We start from the raw sequence: 19,096 nt of genomic DNA on the forward strand, positions 1-19,096 counted from the left end.
CGGTGGGCGAAGGGGGCGCGCCGGGTGCGGACGGACACCGTCCGCACCCGGCGCAGAACCGCGGCGTCGGCTGTGCCGTCTCCTCCTCCACCGGATCCTCGTCCGCCTCGCCGACGAGGCTCCGCTCCACCCGACTTCTGCCCGTGTTCCAGCCCAGGAGGACGTGTCCCATGGATGCCGCCACCGTGGGCATCGCCGTACTCGTCGGCGTCGCCCTGCTGTTCGTGCTCATCGCTCTGCTCGTCGTCTCGAAACTGTTCCGCAAGGTGGAGCAGGGCAAGGCGCTGATCGTCTCCAAGGTCCGCAGGGTCGACGTGACCTTCACCGGGTCGGTCGTGCTGCCGGTGCTGCACAAGGCCGAGGTGATGGACATCTCGGTGAAGACCATCGAGATCACCCGGGCCGGCAAGGAAGGCCTGATCTGCCGGGACAACATCCGGGCGGACATCCGCATCACCTTCTTCGTCAAGGTCAACAAGACCGTCGAGGACGTCATCAAGGTCGCCCAGGCCGTCGGCACCGCGCGGGCCAGCGACCGCAACACGCTCCAGGAGCTGTTCCACGCCAAGTTCTCCGAGGCGCTGAAGACCGTCGGCAAGCAGATGGACTTCACCGACCTCTACACCAAGCGCGAGGAGCTGCGGTACCGCATCATCGAGGTCATCGGGGTCGACCTCAGCGGCTACCACCTGGAGGACGCCGCGATCGACTACCTGGAGCAGACGCCGCTGACCCAGCTCGACCCGGGCAACGTCCTCGACGCGCAGGGCATCCGCAAGATCACCGAGCTGACGGCCGTGGAGCACGTCCGCACCAACGAGGCCCAGCGCAACGAGCAGAAGGAGATCACCCGGCAGGACGTCGACGCGCGCGAGGCGATCCTGGAGCTGGAGCGCCGGCAGGCCGACGCCGAGATCAAGCAGAAGCGCGAGATCGAGACCGTACGGGCCCGCGAGGAGGCCGAGACCGCGCGGGTGGTGGAGGAGGAGCGGCTGCGCGCGCAGAGCGCCTTCCTGCGCACCGAGGAGCAGCTCGGCGTGCAGCGCGAGAACCAGGCCCGCGAGGTCGCCGTCGCCGCCAAGAACCGCGAGCGGGTCATCGCCGTGGAGAGCGAGCGCATCGAGAAGGACCGCCTGCTCGAGGTCATCGCCCGCGAGCGGGAGACCCAGCTGACCAGGATCGCCGCCGACAAGGAGGTCGAGGCGGAGAAGCGGGAGATCGCCGAGGTCATCCGGGAGCGGGTCGCGGTGGACCGTACGGTCGCCGAGCAGGAGGAGTCCATCAAGAAGCTGCGGGCCGTCGAGGAGGCCGAGCGGCAGCGGCAGGCCGTGATCATCGCCGCGGAGGCCGAGGCGCAGGAGCAGCTGGTCAAGGACATCAAGGCCGCCGAGGCCGCCGAGCAGGCCGCCACCCACCGCGCCGCCGAGGAACTCACCCTCGCCGAGGCCCGGTTGAAGACCGCCGACCTCGACGCGCGGGCCAAGCTGCGGCTGGCCGAAGGCGTCCAGGCGGAGTCCGCGGCCGAGGGGCTGGCCCTCGTCCAGGTCCGCGACAAGGAGGCCGAGGTCATCGAGAAGGCGGGCCGCGCCGAGGCCGAGGCCACCCAGGCCCGGCTGCGCGCGGAGGCCGAGGGGGCGCGGGCCAAGGCCCTCGCCGACGCGGAGGCCATCAGCGGCAGGCTCCGCGCGGAGGCGGCCGGCCTGACCGAGAAGGCGGCGGCGATGGCCGCCCTCGACGAGGCGTCCCGCGGCCACGAGGAGTACCGGCTGCGGCTGGAGGCCGAGAAGGACATCCGGCTCGCCGGACTGGACGTGCAGCGGCAGGTCGCCGAGGCACAGGCCACGGTCCTCGCCACCGGACTGGAGAACGCGGACATCAACATCGTCGGCGGGGAGTCGGTGTTCCTCGACCGTCTCGTCTCCTCGATCGCGCTCGGCAAGGGCGTGGACGGCTTCGTCCGGAGCTCCGAGACCGCGCAGGCCCTCGCCGGGCCCTGGCTGGACGGCTCCGTGAGCTTCACCGACGACCTGAGCCGCGTCCTGGGCTCCGTCTCCACCGCCGACGTGCAGAACCTCACGGTCTCCGCGCTGCTGATGCGCCTGATGCAGCAGGGCGGTGAGAACACCGGACGGTTCGAGGAACTGATCGAGAAAGCCGGTGAGCTGGGCCTCTCGGACACACCGCTGGCCGTGTTGAACGGTCGCGCCAGGGCCTGACCACCCTCCGGCCGGGAGCCGCCGCACAGGGGACGGCGGCTCCCGGCCGCACCTTCCGAGAGGCAGCCATGACCACCGGCACCCACGAGCCCGTGCACCCGGCCCCGCGCGAGACGCCGGGCCCGGACGCCCACGGGACCAGCACCGCTTCCGGCCGCTTCGGGACCGGCGCCCGCCACGGCACGCCCGGAGCGGGCGGCCCCGAGGGGACACCCGGCCCGGACCGCTCCCGGGGGGCCCTCGGCCCGGACCGGACGCAAGGCGCGCCCGACGGGGACCGCTCCCGGGCGGCGTCCGGCCCGGGCGGACCCCGTGGGGCGCCCGGTACGCCCGCGCCGGGCGGCCCCGAGGCGGCGGCCGACGGCGGCGCCTACCAGGTGCTGCGCGACCGCCTCACCGCCCAGGCGGCCGAACTCGCTCGTCGCGCCGAGGCGTTGAACCACCGCCGGGCCGATGAGTTCGGCGCCCCCGAACTGCGCCTGACCGGCACCGAGCGACTGCGCACCGACCGCACCGCCGTGCCCCGTGACATCGTCGCCATCGGCGACGTGCTGCTCTTCGGCTACGACACCCGGCCCCGCCCGGAGGCCGACACCGCGGTCGGCGACGTCCTCGCCCCGCACGACCGCGACCTGAACCCCCTCCCCGGCGACGCCGTCCCCGGACTCCTCGACGACCCCGGCTTCGTCCGCGAGTTCGCCGCCCTGCACCGCTACTACCGCCAGGCGCGCCTGCTGCGGCTGCGCCGGGTCGACGGCAGGCTGCTCGCCGTCTTCCAGACCGGCGAGAAGGCCGGCGACATCCGCGTCCTGCGCTGGACGATCCCGGAGGACGGCCGCTCGGCGGTCTTCCTGGACGCGCGCGGCGACCGCGACCACGCCCGCACCCCGCCCGCCGACATCACCTGGACGCCCGCCACCCGCGAGGACCACGTCCTCGGCCGCCACCCGCACGTCTCCGTCCAGGGCGAGGTGTTCGTCGACACCCTCGGCGGCACCCTCACCGTCAAGACCGAGAACGACACCGACACCCCCGACGGCATCCACGGCGAACCGGTCGACGAGCCCCTGCAGTCCCTCGCCGACGCCGAGATCGCCCACGCCCGCGTCGGCCCCCTGATCCTGCTGCGGATCCTCCCCTACAAGGAGACCGACCCCCGCCACCTGGTCTTCAACACCCTCACCCGGTCCGTCGTCCGCCTCGACGGCATCGGACAGGGCTGCCGCCGCCTCCCCGACGACCAGGGCATCGTCTTCCCCGGCGGCTACTGCCTGGCCACCGGCCCCCACAAGACGTACGAACTCGACACGGAGGGCATGGAGTTCGCACGCGAGGTGCGCTCCCCCCACGGCGAGGACGTGCTGTACGTCTTCCACGCGCCCGGACGCGGACGCGCGCTGCTGCTGTCGTACAACCTCATCCGCGAGGCGGTCGCCACCCCGATGGCCTGCCACGGCTGGGCGCTGTTCGACGACGGGCTCCTCGCCCTGCTGCGCCCCGACGGCGACGAACCCGCCCGCGTCCACCCCGTACAGCTCTGGCACTCGCCCTACGTCTCCGACACCCACGCCGCCGCGCAGCCCGTCGGCGAGGGTCCGCTGGCCCGCGTCGGCAACGCCGACCTGGTGCGCGGCGTCTCCGACTGCCTGTCCCTGGCCCGCTCCGTGGCCGAGACCACCCCCACCACCGAGGTGTACACGGCCCTGGTGGCCGCCTGCGTGCGCGCCCTGGACACCCACCACTGGCTGGGCGACACCGAACTGGGCGACCTGCGCACGCCGTTGGAGCAGATGCGGGCCACCGCCGACCAGGTGCTGGCCGAGTTCGAGACCGTACGCGACCTCACCGGACGGGCCGCCGACGCGCTCGACGAGGCGGCGGACCGGATCGCCTCGGTGGTGCGCCGGCTGCGCGGCGAGCAGCCCCGCGAGGCCGCCGCCTGGGTCACCGGGCTGACCGAACTCCGCCACGCCCAGGGCCATCTGCTGACCCTGAAGGAGATGCGGTACGCCGACCGCGCCCGCATCGACGCACTCGCCGAGGGGGCCGAGGCCGACCTCGCCTCCTTCGGGCAGCGCGCGATCGCCTTCCTGGCCCGCGAGGACGCCTTCGCCGCCCACCACGCGGACGTCGAACGACTGGTCGCCGACGCCGAGTCGGCCGCCACCACCGCCGAGGCCGCCCCGGTCGCCGCCCGCCTGGCCGAACTCGCCGACGGGCTGGGCACGGTGACCGAGGTGGTCGCCGGGCTCGACATCGCCGACGCCACCGTCCGCACGGCCGTCCTGGAGCGGATCGCCGAGGCGATGGGCGGCGTCAACCGCGCCCGCGCCACCCTCGACGCCCGCCGCCGGTCCCTCCTCGACCGGGAGGCGCGCGCCGGTTTCACCGCCGAGCTCGCCCTGCTCGGCCAGACGGTCACCGGCGCCCTCGCGGCGGCGGGCACCCCGGAGACCTGCGACGAGCAACTGACCCGGGTGCTGGCGCAACTGGAGTCCCTGGAGTCCCGGTTCGCCGAGTTCGACGACGTCCTCGGCGAACTCGCCGACCGGCGCACCGAGATCCACGAGGCGTTCTCCGCCCGCAAGCAGAGCCTCTCCGACGCCCGCGCCCGCCGCGCCGAACAGCTCGCGTCCGCCGCCGACCGCGTCCTGGAGACGGTCGCCCGGCGCGGTGCCGTCCTCCCCGACGCGGACGCGGTCAGCACCTACTTCGCCTCCGACCCGCTCGTCGCCAAGGTCCGCCGCACCGCCGGTGAACTGCGCGAACTCGGCGACCGGGTCCGGGCGGAGGAGCTCGACGGCCGGCTGCGCTCCGCCCGGCAGGAGGCCGACCGCGCCCTGCGCGACCGCACCGACCTCTACGCGGACGGCGGACGCGCCATCCGCCTGGGCGGCCACCGGTTCGCCGTCTCCACCCAGCCCCTGGACCTCACCGTCGTCCCGCACGGCGACGGCCTCGCGCTCGCCCTCACCGGCACCGACTACCGCGCCCCCGTCACCGACCCCGCCCTCCTCGCGGACCGACCGCTGTGGAACCGGCACCTGCCGTCCGAGTCGCCCGGGGTCTACCGCGCCGAGCACCTCGCCGCCCGTCTGCTGCACGAGCCCGGCTCCGCCGCCCTGACCGGCGCCGGCGACCTCGCCGCCCTGGTTCGCCGGGCCGCCGAGGAGGCGTACGACGAGGGGTACGAGCGGGGCGTCCACGACCACGACGCCACCGCGATCCTCACCGCCGTCCTGCCCCTGTACGACGGCGCGGGCCTGCTGCGCCACGAACCCGCCGCCCGCGCCCATGCCCTGCTGTACTGGACGCACGGCACCACGGCCCAGGAACGCGCCGACCTCACCCGCCGCGCCCGCTCCCTGGCCCGCGTGCGCGACGCCTTCGGGCCCCCGCCCGCCCTCGACGCGCTGCGGACGGAAATCGCCGGGGCCGTACGCGACTGGGACGCCGCCGCCCCCGTCCGCCCGGAGGCCTGCGCCGCGTACCTCTTCGACGAACTGACCACCGGCCCCGACGGCTTCGTCATCGCCGCCCGCACCCGCGCGCTCCTCGACGCCTTCCGCCGCGAGGCCGCCGCCGAGGCCTACGACGACGACCTCCCCGCCCTCGCCGGCCTCGCCGCCCGCCGCCAGCTGGTCGAGGCCTGGCTGACCGCGTACGCCGCGACCACCGGGGAACGGCCGACCGCCGGCGACCTCGCGGAGGCCGTGGCCGCCGAACTCTGCCCGGACGTCCCCCGCCACACGTCCGACGCGCCCCTGACCGTCACGGTGGAGGGCCTGATCGGCGCCCACCCCCGGATCACCGACCGCCGCCTCACCCTGCGCCTGGACGAGTTCCTCGCCCGCACCGAGGAGTTCAGGGAGCGCGACGTACCCGCCTTCCGCGCCTTCCAGCGCCGCCGCACCGCCCTGGTGACCGCCGAGCGCACCCGGCTGCGGCTGGACGACCACCGGCCGCGCGTGATGTCGTCGTTCGTCCGCAACCGGCTGGTCGACGAGGTCTACCTCCCGCTGGTCGGCGACAGCCTCGCCAAGCAGCTCGGCACCACGGGGGAGTCCGGCCGCACCGGCACCGGCGGCCTGCTGCTGCTCGTCTCCCCGCCCGGCTACGGCAAGACGACCCTCATGGAGTACGTCGCCGACCGCCTGGGCCTGGTCCTGGTGAAGATCAGCGGCCCCGCGCTCGGCCACACGGTCACCTCGCTCGACCCGGCCGAGGCGCCGAACGCCACCGCCCGCCAGGAGATCGAGAAGATCAACTTCGCGCTGGCCGCCGGCAACAACACCCTCCTGTACCTCGACGACATCCAGCACACCTCGCCCGAGCTGCTGCAGAGGTTCATCCCGCTGTGCGACGCCACGCGCCGGATGGAGGGCGTGTGGGAGGGCGAGCCGCGCACCTACGACCTGCGCGGGAAGCGGTTCGCCGTCTGCATGGCCGGCAACCCCTACACCGAGTCCGGCGAGGCCTTCCGGATCCCCGACATGCTGGCCAACCGCGCCGACGTGTGGAACCTCGGCGACGTCCTCACCGGCAAGGAGGACGTCTTCGCGCTCAGCTTCGTGGAGAACGCCCTCACCGCCAACCCGGTGCTCGCCCCGCTCGCCGGCCGCGACCGCGCCGACCTGGAGCTGCTGATCCGCCTCGCCGGGAACGACCCCACCGCCCGCGCCGACCGCCTCACCCACCCCTACGCCCCCACCGAACTGGACCGCGTCCTCGCGGTGCTGCGCCACCTGCTCACCGCCCGCCGCACGGTCCTCGCCGTCAACGCCGCCTACATCGCCTCCGCCGCCCAGTCCGACGACGCCCGTACCGAGCCGCCGTTCCGGCTCCAGGGCTCCTACCGCAACATGAACAAGATCGCCCAGCGGATCCAGCCCGTCATGAACGCCGCCGAGCTGGCCGCCGTCATCGACGACCACTACACGGCCGAGGCCCAGACCCTCACCACCGGCGCCGAGGCGAGCCTGCTCAAACTCGCCGAACTGCGCGGCACCCTCACCCCCGACCGGGCGGCCCGCTGGAGCGAGCTGAAGGCGGCCCATGTCCGCGCCCCGTCCCCGGTCGGCCCCGACGAGGACGCCCTGGCCCGCGCGGTCGCCGCCCTCGCCCTCCTCGGCGACCGCATCGCCGCCGTCGAATCGGCCATCACCCGCGCGGCGGACCCCCGCCGGCTGCGCGTCCACCCGTCCCCGGAGAGCGACTGACGACACCCCGCCCGGCACCGCTCCCCGAGGACGCGCCCGACACCGTGACCGTCGTGCGCCGGGCCCGGGCGACGGCGGGATGGTGGAGACCGGTCACGCGACCTGACCGGCACCGTCCCCGCTCCCTCAGTCGGACATCGGTGCGGCGAAGGCGAACGGCAGCACGCCCGGCGGGGCCGCCGACGTGCGCGGCAGCGCCTCCCCCCCGCGGTGGCGAGGGCCGCACCGGTACCGCACCGATGTCCCGTCACCGAGGCGTGGCGACAGCAGTGCCCGTCCAGGTCCGGCGGCAAGCGGCCACCGCCGGGCGCGGGGAGTGGGGGGCCGCCGTCCTGGGCAGTACCTTGCTGCAATTAATATGCAACAACGGTTTCCGGGCAGCATGGAGTGAGGTTCGATGACGACCCGACGAATACGGGGGGCCGCCGCCGCGGTCGCGATGGCCGGTGCGGTCGCCGCCTGCTCGGCTCCGGGCGACGGCGGCGCGGAGGGCGGGGCGTCCGCCGACTCCGTCGTGATCGGGGTCCCGTCCGAACCGGACACCCTCAGCCCCCTGCTCGGCTACGGCAAGGACGGAAACTCCAAGATCTTCGACGGGCTCCTCGCCCGCGACGCGGACACGGGACTGAAGCCCGCCCTGGCCAAGGACCTCCCCGAGGTCACCGACGGCGGCCGGACCTACACGTACACCCTGCGCGACGGCGTGAAGTTCAGCGACGGAGAGCCGCTGACCGCCGACGACGTGGTCTTCACGTACGACACCGTGCTGGACGAGAAGACCAACAACACCGCCAAGAGCGAACTGGACGCGATCAAGGAGGTCAAGGCGGACGGCGACGACAAGGTCGTCTTCACCCTCGACTACCCCTACGCGGCCTTCGCCGCCCGCACGGTGCTGCCCATCGTCCCCGAGCACGTCGCGGGCGGACAGGACCCCAACACCGGCTCCTTCAACACCAAGCCGGTCGGCACCGGGCCGTACGTCCTCACCGGCTGGAGCAAGGGCGAGAAGCTCACCTTCAAGGCCAATCCGGACTACTGGGGCGGTGCTCCGAAGGTGAAAAAGCTCACCATGGCGATCATCGCCGACGACGACGTCCGCGCCACCCGGCTGCGCTCGGGCGACCTCGACGGCGCGACCCTCCCGCCGAACCTCGCCGCCACCTTCGAGGACGACGACGGCAGGAAGACCTACCGGGCGACGTCGTACGACTTCCGCGCCGTCACCCTCCCCACCGGCAACCCGGTCGCCGGCGACACCGCGATCCGCCGCGCCCTGGACCTCGCCGTGGACCGCGGGACCATGGTCGACAAGATCCTCGACGGCGCCGGCCGCCCCGCCTACGGCCCGCTGCCCGTCGACGACCCCTGGTTCGCCAAGGACGTCGAACGCTCCCAGGACCTCGACGAGGCCAAGAGCATCCTCGACGGGGCCGGCTGGAAGCAGGGCAAGGACGGCGTCCGCGCCAAGGACGGCCGCCCCGCCCGCTTCACCCTCTACTACCCCTCCGGCGACAAGGTCCGCCAGGACCACGCCCTCGCCTACGCCTCCGACGCCAAGAAGGCCGGCATCGACGTCCAGGTGGAGAGTGCCACCTGGGAGGTCATCGAACCCCGGATGAAGCACGACGCCGTCCTCGCCGGCTTCGGCAGCACCGGCGACCCCGACTTCGGCCTCTACACGCTCCTGCACTCCTCCCTCGCGGGCGACGGCTTCAACAACATGGCCAGCTACGACAACCCGGCCGTCGACGAGGCCCTCGACACCGGCCGCCGCAGCCAGGACCCCGAGGACCGCAAGGCCGCCTACGACACCCTCCAGCGCGCACTGGTGAAGGACCCCGGCTACACCTTCCTCACCCACATCGACCACATGTACGTCCTCGCCGACCGCTGGAAGGACCTGACCACCCAGGTCGAACCGCACGAGCACGGCTTCGCCAGCGGCCCCTGGTGGAACGTCGAGGACTGGCAGCCCGACGCATGACCTCCCTTCCCTGGGGAGAGATGACCCGGCTCACGGCACGGCGGGCCCTGTCCGCCGTGCCCGTGCTGCTCGTCGTCACCTTCGGCGTGTTCGCCGTCGCCGCCGCCTCCCCCTTCGACCCCGTCAAGGCGTACGCCGGCACCGCCGCGCTCGGCGCCGACCAGGAGACCCTGGACCGGCTGCGGGAGAACCTCGGCGTGGACCGGCCCTTCACCGCCCGCTGGTGGGACTGGCTGACCTCCGCGCTCGGCGGCGACCTCGGCCAGTCCACCGTCATGCGCCAGCCCGTGGCCGAGGTGATCGGCGAGCGCCTGGTCTGGTCGGCCCTGCTGTGCGCCGTCGCGTTCGCCGTCGCCGTCCTGCTCGGCACCGTGCTCGGCGTCCTCGCCGCCCGCCGCCCCGGCTCGCTCCTCGACCGTACGGTCACCTCCCTCGCGTACGCCCTGGAGGCCGCCCCGGTCTTCTGGATCGCCCTGCTCGCCGTCTGGCTGTTCGCCCTCGAGCTGGACGTCCTGCCGGCCGGCGGCCTCACCGACACCGGCAGCGAACGGGTCACCTTCGGCCAGGTCACCGGCCACCTGATCCTGCCCGCCGGCGTCCTCGCCGTCTCCCAGCTGCCCTGGTTCACGCTCTACGTCCGTCAGGGCGTCGGCGACGCCCTCGCGGAGGACCCCGTGCGCGGCGCCAGGGCCCGCGGCCTGAGCGAACGCACCGTCCTGCTCGGCCACGCCCTGCGCTCCGGACTGCTGCCCGTGCTCACCCTGATCGGCTCCCGCGTCCCCGAACTCATCACCGGAGCCCTGCTGGTGGAGACCGTGTTCAGCTGGCCGGGCATCGCCGCGGCCACCGTGGAGGCGGCCACCTCCGTCGACTTCCCGCTGCTGGCCGCGCTGACCACCCTCGCCACCGCCGCCGTCCTCGCCGGAAACCTCCTCGCCGACCTGCTCTACGGACTGATCGACCCGAGGGTGAAGCTGAATGAGATGTGACCACCATGGCTGACACCACCGCCGTGACGAAGACGAAGACGAAGCCGGGGGCGGATACAGGGACGGGCACGGGCACGGGCACGGCATGGCGCGCGCACGGCGCCGCCCGCCGCTCCACCCACACCCTGCGCCTGCGCGTCTCCGCGACCCTGGTCGCCGTGACGGTCCTCGCGGTGCTCCTCGTACCGCCGCTGGTCCGACTCGACCAGCAGGCCGTCGACCTCGCCGCCAAGCTCCTGCCGCCCAGCTGGGACCACCCCTTCGGCACCGACGACGTGGGCCGTGACCTGCTGCTGCGCTGCGTGTACGGGCTCAGGGTCTCCCTGCTCGTGGGCGTGGTGGCCGCCCTCGCCGCCACGGTGATCGGCACCGCCGTCGGCGCCACCGCCGGCGCGCTCGGCGGCTGGGTCGACCGCGCGGTCATGCGCCTGGTCGACACCTTCTCCTCCGTGCCGCACCTGCTGCTCGGCGTCTTCATCGTCGCCATGTTCCGGCCGGGCGTCTGGCCGGTGGTGGTCTCCGTCGGCCTCACCCACTGGCTGTCCACCGCCCGCATCGTGCGCGCCGAGGTCCTCTCGCTGCGCTCCCGCCCCCACATCGACGCGGCCGTCTCCGGCGGCGCCTCCCGGTGGCGGGTCGTCGTACGGCACCTGCTGCCCGGCGTGCTGCCCCAGGCGGGCCTCGCCGCCGTCCTGATGGTGCCGCACGCCATGTGGCACGAGTCGGCCCTGTCCTTCCTCGGCCTCGGCCTGCCCACCCACACGGCCAGCCTCGGCACCCTCATCCAGGGCGCCCGCGGCTCCCTGCTCGCCGGACAGTGGTGGCCGACCCTCTTCCCCGGCCTGTTCCTGATCATCCCCACCCTCGCCGTCGCCGGCCTCGCCGGGGTCTGGCGGGAGCGGATCAACCCCCGCCGCCGATCGGAGCTGACCCTGTGACCGAGCGACCCCCCGTGCTGTCGGTGCGGGGCCTGTCCGTGCGCTTCCTGCTGCCGGGCGGCCGCCGGATCGCCGCCGTCACCGACGCCCGCTTCGACGTGGCGCCCGGCGAGTGCCTCGCCCTGATCGGCGAGAGCGGCTGCGGCAAGTCCGTCCTCGCCTCCGCCCTGCTCGGCCTGCTCCCCGCCAACGCGCAGACCGCGGGCGGCGCGCTCCTCGGCGACCTGGACCTGCTGACCGCCGGCGAACGCACCCTCGCCCGCACGGTACGGGGCCGCCGCATCGGCCTCATCCCGCAGAGCCCGGCCGCGCACCTCACCCCGGTGCGCACCATCCGCTCCCAGATGGAGGAGACGGTCGCCCAGCTCACCGGCGTCCGGGGCCGCACGGCCCTGCGCGCGGCGGCCGAACGGGCCGCGAGGCGCGCCGGGTTCCCGCCGGACCACCTCGACCGGCACCCCCACGAACTCTCCGGCGGCCTCGCCCAGCGCGCCGCCACCGCCCTCGCCCTGATCGGCGACGCACCCCTGCTGCTCGCCGACGAACCCACCACCGGGCTGGACCGCGACCTGGTGGACCGCACCGTCGACGAACTGCGCCGCCACGTCGACGCCGACGGCGACCGGGCCCTGCTGATGATCACCCACGACCTCGCGGCGGCGGAACGCGTCGCCGACCGGGTGGCGGTCATGTACGCGGGCCGCATCGTCGAACTCGCCGACGCGAAAGCCTTCTTCGGCGCCCCCGGCCCCCGGCACCCCTACAGCCGGGGCCTCCTGGACGCCCTCCCCGACCGGGCCTTCACCCCCATCCCCGGCATGCCCCCCGAACTCGGCGCCCTCCCCGACGGCTGTGCCTTCGCCGCCCGCTGCGACCGCGCCACGGACGCCTGCACGGCCCTCCCGCCCTTCACGGGGGCGATCGCCTGCCACCACCCGGTCCCGGCACCCGCCCCGGAGGACATCCGTGCTTGAACTGCGCGCCATCACCGCCGGATACGACCGCCGCGCCCCCGTCGTCCGGGACGCGACCCTCACCGTCGCCCCGGGCGAGTCCGTCGGCCTGCTCGGCCCCAGCGGCTGCGGCAAGTCCACCCTGGCGCGGGTCGCCGCCCTGCTCCACCGCCCCGACGCCGGCACGCTGCTCCTCGACGGAGCCCCCGTGCACCGCTGGCGCCACCGCGCCCCGCGCGAGCTGCGCACCGCCGTCGGCGTGGTCTTCCAGCAGCCGCGGCTCTCCGCCGACCCCCGCCTGCGCCTCGCCGACCTGATCGCGGAGCCCCTGCGCGCCACGGGCCGCCGCGCGGCCGTCCCCGGCCGGGTGGCCGAACTCGCCGACACCGTCGGCCTGACCACCGACCTGCTCACCCGCCGCCCCCACGAGGTCAGCGACGGCCAGCTCCAGCGTGCGTGCCTGGCCCGTGCGCTGGTGCTCCGCCCGCGCTGGCTGATCTGCGACGAGATGACCGCGATGCTGGACGCGTCGACCACGGCCGCGCTGGTCGGGGTCGTCGAGGACTACCGCGCCTCGACCGGCGCGGGCCTGCTGGCCGTGGGCCACGACCGGACCCTCCTGAACCGCTGGTGCGACCGCACGGCCGACTGGGAGACGGTCACCGGAGGGTGAGGCCGCAGCCGCGGGAGGGGGCAGGCCGTCGGGTTCCACGCCGGCTCATGACATCGTGCGCGGCCCGGTCCGGCCGGATGTCGGGCGCAGTACCAGGCAGACGAAGCCGAGGACGTCCCGGCAGACGCGCAGCCGTTCGCCGCGGTGGCGGTGGCCGCCGCCAGGGCCTGGGCGCTGCCCGGGTCCTCCGGGTGGTCCAGGGCCCATGAGGCCGGCGGTCCCGTCCGCGCCCGTTCGTGGTCGTCGAGCTCCCGACGTGTGCTGATGTGTCCGTGGACGGGGGTCCATCCGTCGGCGACGACGCGGTCCGTCGTGGTCGGCAGATCACTGAGGTCGCCGAGCATCTCGACGGCCTCGGAGGAGGGCCTGCGCGCCCGGAACCCGTCACCGACCAGGACGCGTCCGCCGGGCGGCCGGTGCGGACGGCCGGAACCGCCCGCGCCGGGCGGGTCAGCCCTCGGCGCCCTCCATGAACTCCTCCTCGCCGAACGCCCCCGCCCCGAGGCCGCCGAAGACGCCCTCCATGATCTCGTCGACGCGCACCTCGGTGGCGTTCGCCGGGGCCGTGGCCTTCTCGCCCCCGCCCAGGCGCAGCACCAGCGTGAACTTCTCGACCTCCGCCTTCTCCGCCAGCTCGGCCAGGTCCACGGAGACCTCGGTCAGCTCGCCGTTCCTCAGCGTGAAGTCGGCCGTGACCTTCTCGTTCGGCGCGTCCTTGAAGTCCTTGGCCGTCGGCATCCCGGTGCCCGCCGGCAGCTGCTCCGTCAGCGGGCCGAGCTCGTCGAACAGTTCGGTCATCAGCGTGCGGAAGGGCGCCGTGGCCTTGATGTGCTCGGTGCCGTCCGGCCCCTCGGAGGTCTTGAAGTCGACCTGCCGGGCGACGACCCGGCGCAGCGCCTCGGTGAGCTTCTTCTGCGCCCTGGCGTCGAGCGTGGGCTCCGCCGGGGGCTCCCCGGCCTCGGCGCCCTCCGCCTCCGGTGTCCGTCCGCGGACCTCCTCGATCTCCTTCGTCGAGATCCTGATCCACTCACCGGCGAGGAGCTTCTTGAACGCCCCCGCGCTGTCGGGCAGTTCGTCGGCCGACGGCATGGGGGCGCCGCTCATCCGCCCGAGCGCGTCCAGGTCGGCACGGACGTAGGTGTAGTCGCCGACCAGCCGGTACTCGAGCAGGTCACCGTCCGGGCCGCCGAACTTCAGCGCCAGGGCGGTGAGGTCCTCCTCGCCGACCTCCTCGATCGGCTTCTCGTACTGCGCGGAGACGGAGATCCGCGCGCCGCTGAGCAGCTCGGCGACCTCTTCGGGCATCTCCTCGCCGGGCGCCGACCCGGAGTCCAGCGCCTTCAGCGACGCGGCGTCGGTGTCCAGGGCCAGCTCGAAGGAGAGCGAACGCTCCTTGCCGAGCTTCTCGACGGCCTGGTCGAGCTTCTGCCCGGCGGACAGGTTCTCCACGGTGCCGCAGGCGGCCGGTCCGGCCAGGACCACGGTGGCGACGGCGGTGGCGGTCAGGGTCTTGCGCAGGGCGGGAATGACGGTCTCCTCGTGAACGCGACCGGAGTGGTCGATGTGAAGACCGATCATCACCCCGAACGGTTGCCCGCCGCATCCGGGTTTCCGGGGACGACGGCTCGCCAGCTGTTCGAGTGCGGAACACCATCGGCCGTTCGCCCGCCGTTCAGCAATGCTCCTTAGCGTCGCCGCAATGTCAGAAGCATCCACTGTCGCGGCACCGTCGGCTGTGCCGCGCCCACGGGAGAGACCCGGGGAGACCCCGCTGGTCAGCTACGTGCTGCCGGTGTTCAACGAGCAGGACGGCATCCGGCGCTTCCACGACGAACTCGTGGAGGCGATCCGTACCCGCCCGGAGTTCTCCTTCGAATTGGTGTACGTCAACGACGGTTCGTCCGACGCCTCCCTGGCGATCCTCCGTGACCTGGCGAAGAACGACCGGCGGGTGCGCGTGGTCGACTTCGCGCGCAACTTCGGGCACCAGATGGCGATCACGGCCGGGCTGGACGAGGCCCGCGGCGACGCGGTGATCGTGATGGACACCGATCTGCAGGACCCGCCGCGGGTGAGCCTCGAACTCATCGACGCCTGGCGGGACGGTGCGGAGATCGTGCACGCGCGGCGCCGGTCCCGGCGGGACGGGTTGTTCAAGAGGGCGACGGCCGCCGCGTACTACCGGGTGCTGCGGGCCTGCACGGAGGTCGACATCCCCCTGGACACCGGGGACTTCCGGCTGCTGGACCGGCGGGTCGCCGACGAACTGCGGCGTTACCGGGAGCGCAGCCGCTTCGTGCGGGGCATCATCGCCTCGATGGGCTTCGTCCAGACCGAGGTGCGCTTCGACCGCGACGAGCGGTTCGCCGGCGAGACCAAGTACCCGCTGCGGAAGATGGCGCGGCTGGCGGTCGACGGGGTGACCGGCTTCTCCACGGTGCCGCTGAAACTGATCACCCGCCTCGGGTTCGTGGTGCTGACGCTGTCCTTCGCGGGCATCCTCTACGCGCTGGCGATGAAGGCGTTCCGGCCCGACATCACGGTGTCCGGCTGGACCATGCTCATGGTCGTCGTGCTGTTCCTGGGCGGGGTGCAGATGCTCTCGCTCGGGGTGCTCGGTTCGTACATCGGGCGGACGTACAGCGAGGCGCAGGGACGGCCGCTGTACATCGTCCGGCAGGTGGTCCGGCATGACGGCGACTGACGCGCCCGCCCGTGCCGAGCGGCCTCCCCGAAAGCTCCGGCAGCTCATCAGCTACACGCTCGTCGGCGGCAGCGGCGTCGCCCTGGACCTGGCCGCGTTCGCGCTGCTCCACAACGTCCTCGGATGGCACGAGCAAGTCGCCAACGGTGTCAGCACCACCCTCGGCATCACCAACAACTTCGTCCTCAACGCGGTGTTCACCTTCGGCAAACGCGACCGGCCGGCGCTGCGCTTCGTGCGCTTCTACGCCGTGGGGCTGGTCGGCATCGCACTCACCTTCGGGCTGCTGTGGCTCTTCGCCGGCCGGCTCGGGACCGACCCGAACCTGGTCAAGGCCGCCTCCCTGCCGCTGGTCCTGGCGGTGCAATTCCTGCTCAACCGGAAGTGGAGCTTCGCGTGAACCTGGGCATCATCGGCGCCGGCGCCACCGGACTGACCGCCGCCTACGACGCGGTCAAGGCCGGACACACGGTCACGGTGCTGGAAGCGGCCGACGAACTGGGCGGCCTGGCCGCTTCACTGACCGTGCAGGGCACGCCGCTGGAGCGCTACTACCACCACATCTTCCGCTCCGACCACGCCATGATCGAACTGATCGAGGAGCTGGGCCTGGGCGCGTCCCTGCGCTTCCACAGGCCCACCACCGGCATCTACCGCGCCGGACGCCTGCGCCCCTTCAGCACCCCGCTGCAGATGCTGCGCTTCCTCCCGCCGGTCCCGGCGCTGCGCTTCGGGTTCTCCTCCGCCGCGCTGAAGGCCGTACGCAGGGGCGAGCGCTTCAACGACCGCACGGCGCTGAGCTGGCTGCGCCGCTGGGCCGGGCGGCGCGCCACGGAGGAGATCTGGGAGCCGCTGCTGCGCGGCAAGTTCGGGGAGCGCGCCGAGGAGGTGTCCATGGCCTGGCTGTGGGCCCGGGTGCACTGCCGCACCTTCGAACTGGGCTATGTGCACGGCGGCTTCGAGAAGGTGTACGCGGCGCTGGCGGACGCGGTCGCCTCGCGCGGCGGGAAGATCGAGTTCGGCAAGCGGCTGACGCGCATCCGGCAGGACGGCGACACGGTGACGGTGGAGACCGGGGACGGGGCGTCGTACGACTTCGACCACGTCGTCGTCACCACCCCGCAGCCCGCCTTCGCCCGGGCCGCGGGACTGCCGTCCGACGACGTGACGTGGCGCAACCAGTACCTCGGCGCCACCTGCCTCGTGCTGGAGCTGGACCGCAGCCTCATCCCGTACTACTGGCTCAACGTCAACGACACCGACTTCCCGTTCCTGGCCGTCGTCGAGCACACCCGGATGGTGGACCCGGCGGAGTACGGCGGCAAGCACGTCGTGTACGTCGGGAACTACGTGCCGCGCGACGACTGGCGCTTCACCTCCGACCCGGAGGACCTGCTGGAGGCGTACACGCCCTGGCTGCAGCGCTTGAACCCGGACTTCGACCGCTCCTGGATCTCCCGGCGGCACTTCTCCCGCGCCCCCTTCGCGCAGCCCGTCGTCACCCCGGAGTACCGGGAGCTCATCCCGCCGCACGAGACGGCGATGAGCCGGGTCACGCTGGCCACGATGGCGCAGGTCTATCCGCAGGACCGGGGACAGAACTACGCCGTGGCGATGGCGCACCGGGTCACGGAGCTGATCGGCGCCCGGTGAGCCGCGGCACGGCGACGGCCGCCGCCCCCCGTCCGGGGGCGGCGGCCGTCGCCGTGCGGGCGCGCCGGTGCGCGGTCACCGCAGCCGGCACACCACGAACTGCTTCGCGGGCGCCGGCGGGCAGTCGTAGCGCGCCTCGATCCGCCGCGCCAGCGCCGGGTCGATCCTCGACGGCGGGAACCAGGCGCGGTTCAGCACCGCGTACCGCGGCGGGTCCTCGTCCAGGCAGCGGGCGTTCTCGGCGTACGAGTCGAGGGAGCGGACGTCCGGCAGGTAGCGGGTGCGCTGCAGGAACGTCGGGATCGGGTAGGTGCAGGGCGAGGCGTGCCCGATGAAGTACGCCTCGTGGCCGAAGGCCAGGTACTGCACGAACGCCCCGTCCGGCAGCCGCCGCCGCACCTCGGCCGCCGCGTCGGCCCGCTGCTCCGACTCCCGCAGGTACGCGGCGTTGGTCTCGCGCACCTCGCCGCGGTTCATGAGGTTGGGGGAGGACGGCCAGACGGCCACCGCGACCAGCCCGACCCCCACCACGGCGGCCGGCACCCGGAACCCGGAGCCGCCCCCGGCCGGGCGCCGCACGTCGAGGAACGCGGCGCCGAGCGCGACGGCCCCCGCCCCCCACACGACCGCCGACCGCTGCAGCCCCTGCGGGGCGGCGGAGTACCACGGAGCCAGGACGGCGATCACGCCGCTGACCGCGAGGAAACCCAGCGGCACCCGCCCCCGCGTCCCGTACCACCGCGCCACCGCGAGCCCCCACAACGCGGCGGCTCCCACCGGCAGCGCGGCGGCGTGGTAGGCGAACCAGTTGCCCTGCACCACGACCGCGCCCAGCCCCACGGCGGCCCCCGCCACGGCGAGCACCGCCCACTCGGTACGCCGGCGCCGGTCGCCCCGGCAGGCCAGCAGCAGGAGCAGCGCCGCGGGCAGCAGGAGCAGCACGGGGCTCAGGACGGCCCGGTCCGCGAGGAAGTCGGCCGACCGGACGAAGAGCTCACCCGGCCGCACGCCCTGCCGGGACAGGGAACCCTGGTTGATCTGCGGCATGTCCCGGATCCACTGCCACTCCCGCGACCCCGACCAGAGGCTGAGGCCCAGCAGCAGCGCGCTCGAGACGGCCGTCGCGGCGGCGAGGAGCAGCGCGCGCACCCGGTCGGCGGCGAGGACGGCCAGCAGCGCGATCAGCGCGGTCGCGGCGGTGGAGTACTTCATCATCACCGCGAGCCCCAGCGGCACGGCCGCGAGCGCCGCGGCGGGCAGGGGCCGCGCGCCGGCGAGCGCGGCGGCCACCGCGAGCACCGACAGCAGCGCGGCCGTCCACTCCGGCTGCAGGAAGTCGGTGCGCGGCGCCAGCGCGAGCACCAGGGCCACCGCGGCGCCGACCAGGTCCGCCTCCCGGTCCGGCAGCCGCCGCCGCAGCGCCGCGCGCAGGGCGAGCCCGGCGGCGAGGCACAGCAGCACACCGGCGGCGCGCAGGACCGCCTCCCGGACCGCGGTGGGCCCGGCGGTCAGCTGATCCAGGCCGTACAGGAACCACCGGTAGAAATACGGCCGGTGGGTGAAGGTCTCCGAGGGTGAAATACCGACCGTCTCACCACTGCGCAGGCACGCCAGCACATATCGAATGTCCCCGTGCAATTGGGCCGTCACCACGGAGTACACCAGCGCGGCCCCCGCCGCGAGCCCGACGACCAGCCGCGCCACGCGCGTTCGTCGTCCGGCCGGCGGCTGCGTACGGGGCTGCGATATCAGCGAGTTGGTCAC

At 73.7% G+C, this 19,096-nt stretch carries 12 protein-coding genes and 1 pseudogene; 10 read left to right on the forward strand and 3 right to left on the reverse strand.

Going from position 1 to position 19,096, the window contains the following annotated elements; translation table 11 throughout:
• The first annotated feature begins 170 nt into the window (after positions 1-170).
• The 7 genes from ACZ8ZB_RS26340 to ACZ8ZB_RS26370 all read left to right on the forward strand — a co-directional run bounded on the left by ACZ8ZB_RS26340 (position 171) and on the right by ACZ8ZB_RS26370 (position 12,975).
• Complete coding sequence (locus ACZ8ZB_RS26340) at positions 171-2,216, forward strand: SPFH domain-containing protein (RefSeq protein WP_470740102.1); 2,046 nt, start codon at positions 171-173, stop codon at positions 2,214-2,216.
• 68 nt (positions 2,217-2,284) lie between these two features.
• Positions 2,285-7,435 carry a DNA repair ATPase gene (locus ACZ8ZB_RS26345; RefSeq protein WP_470740103.1) on the forward strand — a complete coding sequence of 1,717 codons (5,151 nt, stop codon included), beginning with the start codon at positions 2,285-2,287 and terminating at the stop codon, positions 7,433-7,435.
• A 397-nt stretch (positions 7,436-7,832) separates the two neighbouring features.
• The gene (locus tag ACZ8ZB_RS26350; RefSeq protein WP_470740104.1) at positions 7,833-9,422 is read left to right on the forward strand and encodes an ABC transporter substrate-binding protein; all 1,590 of its coding nucleotides are present in this window, start codon (positions 7,833-7,835) and stop codon (positions 9,420-9,422) included.
• Positions 9,423-9,442: 20 nt separating this feature from the next.
• The gene (locus tag ACZ8ZB_RS26355; protein ID WP_470741585.1) at positions 9,443-10,411 is read left to right on the forward strand and encodes an ABC transporter permease; all 969 of its coding nucleotides are present in this window, start codon (positions 9,443-9,445) and stop codon (positions 10,409-10,411) included.
• A gap of 5 nt (positions 10,412-10,416) precedes the next feature.
• Entirely contained in the window at positions 10,417-11,349 is a 933-nt protein-coding gene (locus ACZ8ZB_RS26360; RefSeq protein WP_470740105.1) for an ABC transporter permease, read from the forward strand.
• Positions 11,346-12,323, forward strand: coding sequence for an ABC transporter ATP-binding protein (locus ACZ8ZB_RS26365; protein ID WP_470740106.1), 978 nt, complete (start codon positions 11,346-11,348; stop codon positions 12,321-12,323). The genes ACZ8ZB_RS26360 and ACZ8ZB_RS26365 overlap by 4 nt, the downstream gene beginning before the upstream one ends.
• Entirely contained in the window at positions 12,316-12,975 is a 660-nt protein-coding gene (locus ACZ8ZB_RS26370; protein ID WP_470740107.1) for an ABC transporter ATP-binding protein, read from the forward strand. Before ACZ8ZB_RS26365 ends, ACZ8ZB_RS26370 begins: the two co-directional genes overlap by 8 nt.
• A gap of 45 nt (positions 12,976-13,020) precedes the next feature.
• Here the strand turns inward: ACZ8ZB_RS26370 and ACZ8ZB_RS26375 are convergent.
• Positions 13,021-13,394, reverse strand: a pseudogene (locus ACZ8ZB_RS26375) (SAM-dependent methyltransferase); the annotation flags it as partial.
• A 31-nt stretch (positions 13,395-13,425) separates the two neighbouring features.
• Positions 13,426-14,553, reverse strand: coding sequence for a hypothetical protein (locus tag ACZ8ZB_RS26380; RefSeq protein ID WP_470740108.1), 1,128 nt, complete (start codon positions 14,551-14,553; stop codon positions 13,426-13,428).
• A 121-nt stretch (positions 14,554-14,674) separates the two neighbouring features.
• Between ACZ8ZB_RS26380 and ACZ8ZB_RS26385 the strand changes: the two genes are divergently transcribed.
• The 3 genes from ACZ8ZB_RS26385 to ACZ8ZB_RS26395 are packed head-to-tail and all read left to right on the forward strand — an operon-like array spanning position 14,675 to position 17,332.
• Positions 14,675-15,679, forward strand: coding sequence for a glycosyltransferase family 2 protein (locus ACZ8ZB_RS26385; protein ID WP_470740109.1), 1,005 nt, complete (start codon positions 14,675-14,677; stop codon positions 15,677-15,679).
• Positions 15,666-16,079, forward strand: a complete 414-nt coding sequence (locus ACZ8ZB_RS26390; RefSeq protein ID WP_470740110.1) for a GtrA family protein — start codon at positions 15,666-15,668, stop codon at positions 16,077-16,079. The genes ACZ8ZB_RS26385 and ACZ8ZB_RS26390 overlap by 14 nt, the downstream gene beginning before the upstream one ends.
• Positions 16,076-17,332, forward strand: a complete 1,257-nt coding sequence (locus tag ACZ8ZB_RS26395) for an NAD(P)/FAD-dependent oxidoreductase (protein ID WP_470740111.1) — start codon at positions 16,076-16,078, stop codon at positions 17,330-17,332. Before ACZ8ZB_RS26390 ends, ACZ8ZB_RS26395 begins: the two co-directional genes overlap by 4 nt.
• A 75-nt stretch (positions 17,333-17,407) precedes the next feature.
• Here the strand turns inward: ACZ8ZB_RS26395 and ACZ8ZB_RS26400 are convergent, their stop codons facing one another.
• The gene (locus tag ACZ8ZB_RS26400; protein WP_470740112.1) at positions 17,408-19,096 is read right to left on the reverse strand and encodes a hypothetical protein; all 1,689 of its coding nucleotides are present in this window, start codon (positions 19,094-19,096) and stop codon (positions 17,408-17,410) included.

The sequence above is a fragment of the Streptomyces sp. 12E genome (assembly GCF_055633275.1).

What these genes read in the sequence shown, in the direction of transcription:
- ACZ8ZB_RS26340 (WP_470740102.1), top strand. Translation starts at nt 171, where the DNA reads ATGGATGCCGCCACCGTGGGCATCGCCGTACTCGTCGGCGTCGCCCTG.
- ACZ8ZB_RS26385 (WP_470740109.1), top strand. Translation starts at nt 14,675, where the DNA reads ATGTCAGAAGCATCCACTGTCGCGGCACCGTCGGCTGTGCCGCGCCCA.
- ACZ8ZB_RS26360 (WP_470740105.1), top strand. Translation starts at nt 10,417, where the DNA reads ATGGCTGACACCACCGCCGTGACGAAGACGAAGACGAAGCCGGGGGCG.
- ACZ8ZB_RS26390 (WP_470740110.1), top strand. Translation starts at nt 15,666, where the DNA reads ATGACGGCGACTGACGCGCCCGCCCGTGCCGAGCGGCCTCCCCGAAAG.
- ACZ8ZB_RS26355 (WP_470741585.1), top strand. Translation starts at nt 9,443, where the DNA reads ATGACCCGGCTCACGGCACGGCGGGCCCTGTCCGCCGTGCCCGTGCTG.
- ACZ8ZB_RS26345 (WP_470740103.1), top strand. Translation starts at nt 2,285, where the DNA reads ATGACCACCGGCACCCACGAGCCCGTGCACCCGGCCCCGCGCGAGACG.
- ACZ8ZB_RS26380 (WP_470740108.1), bottom strand. Translation starts at nt 14,553, where the DNA reads ATGATCGGTCTTCACATCGACCACTCCGGTCGCGTTCACGAGGAGACC.
- ACZ8ZB_RS26350 (WP_470740104.1), top strand. Translation starts at nt 7,833, where the DNA reads ATGACGACCCGACGAATACGGGGGGCCGCCGCCGCGGTCGCGATGGCC.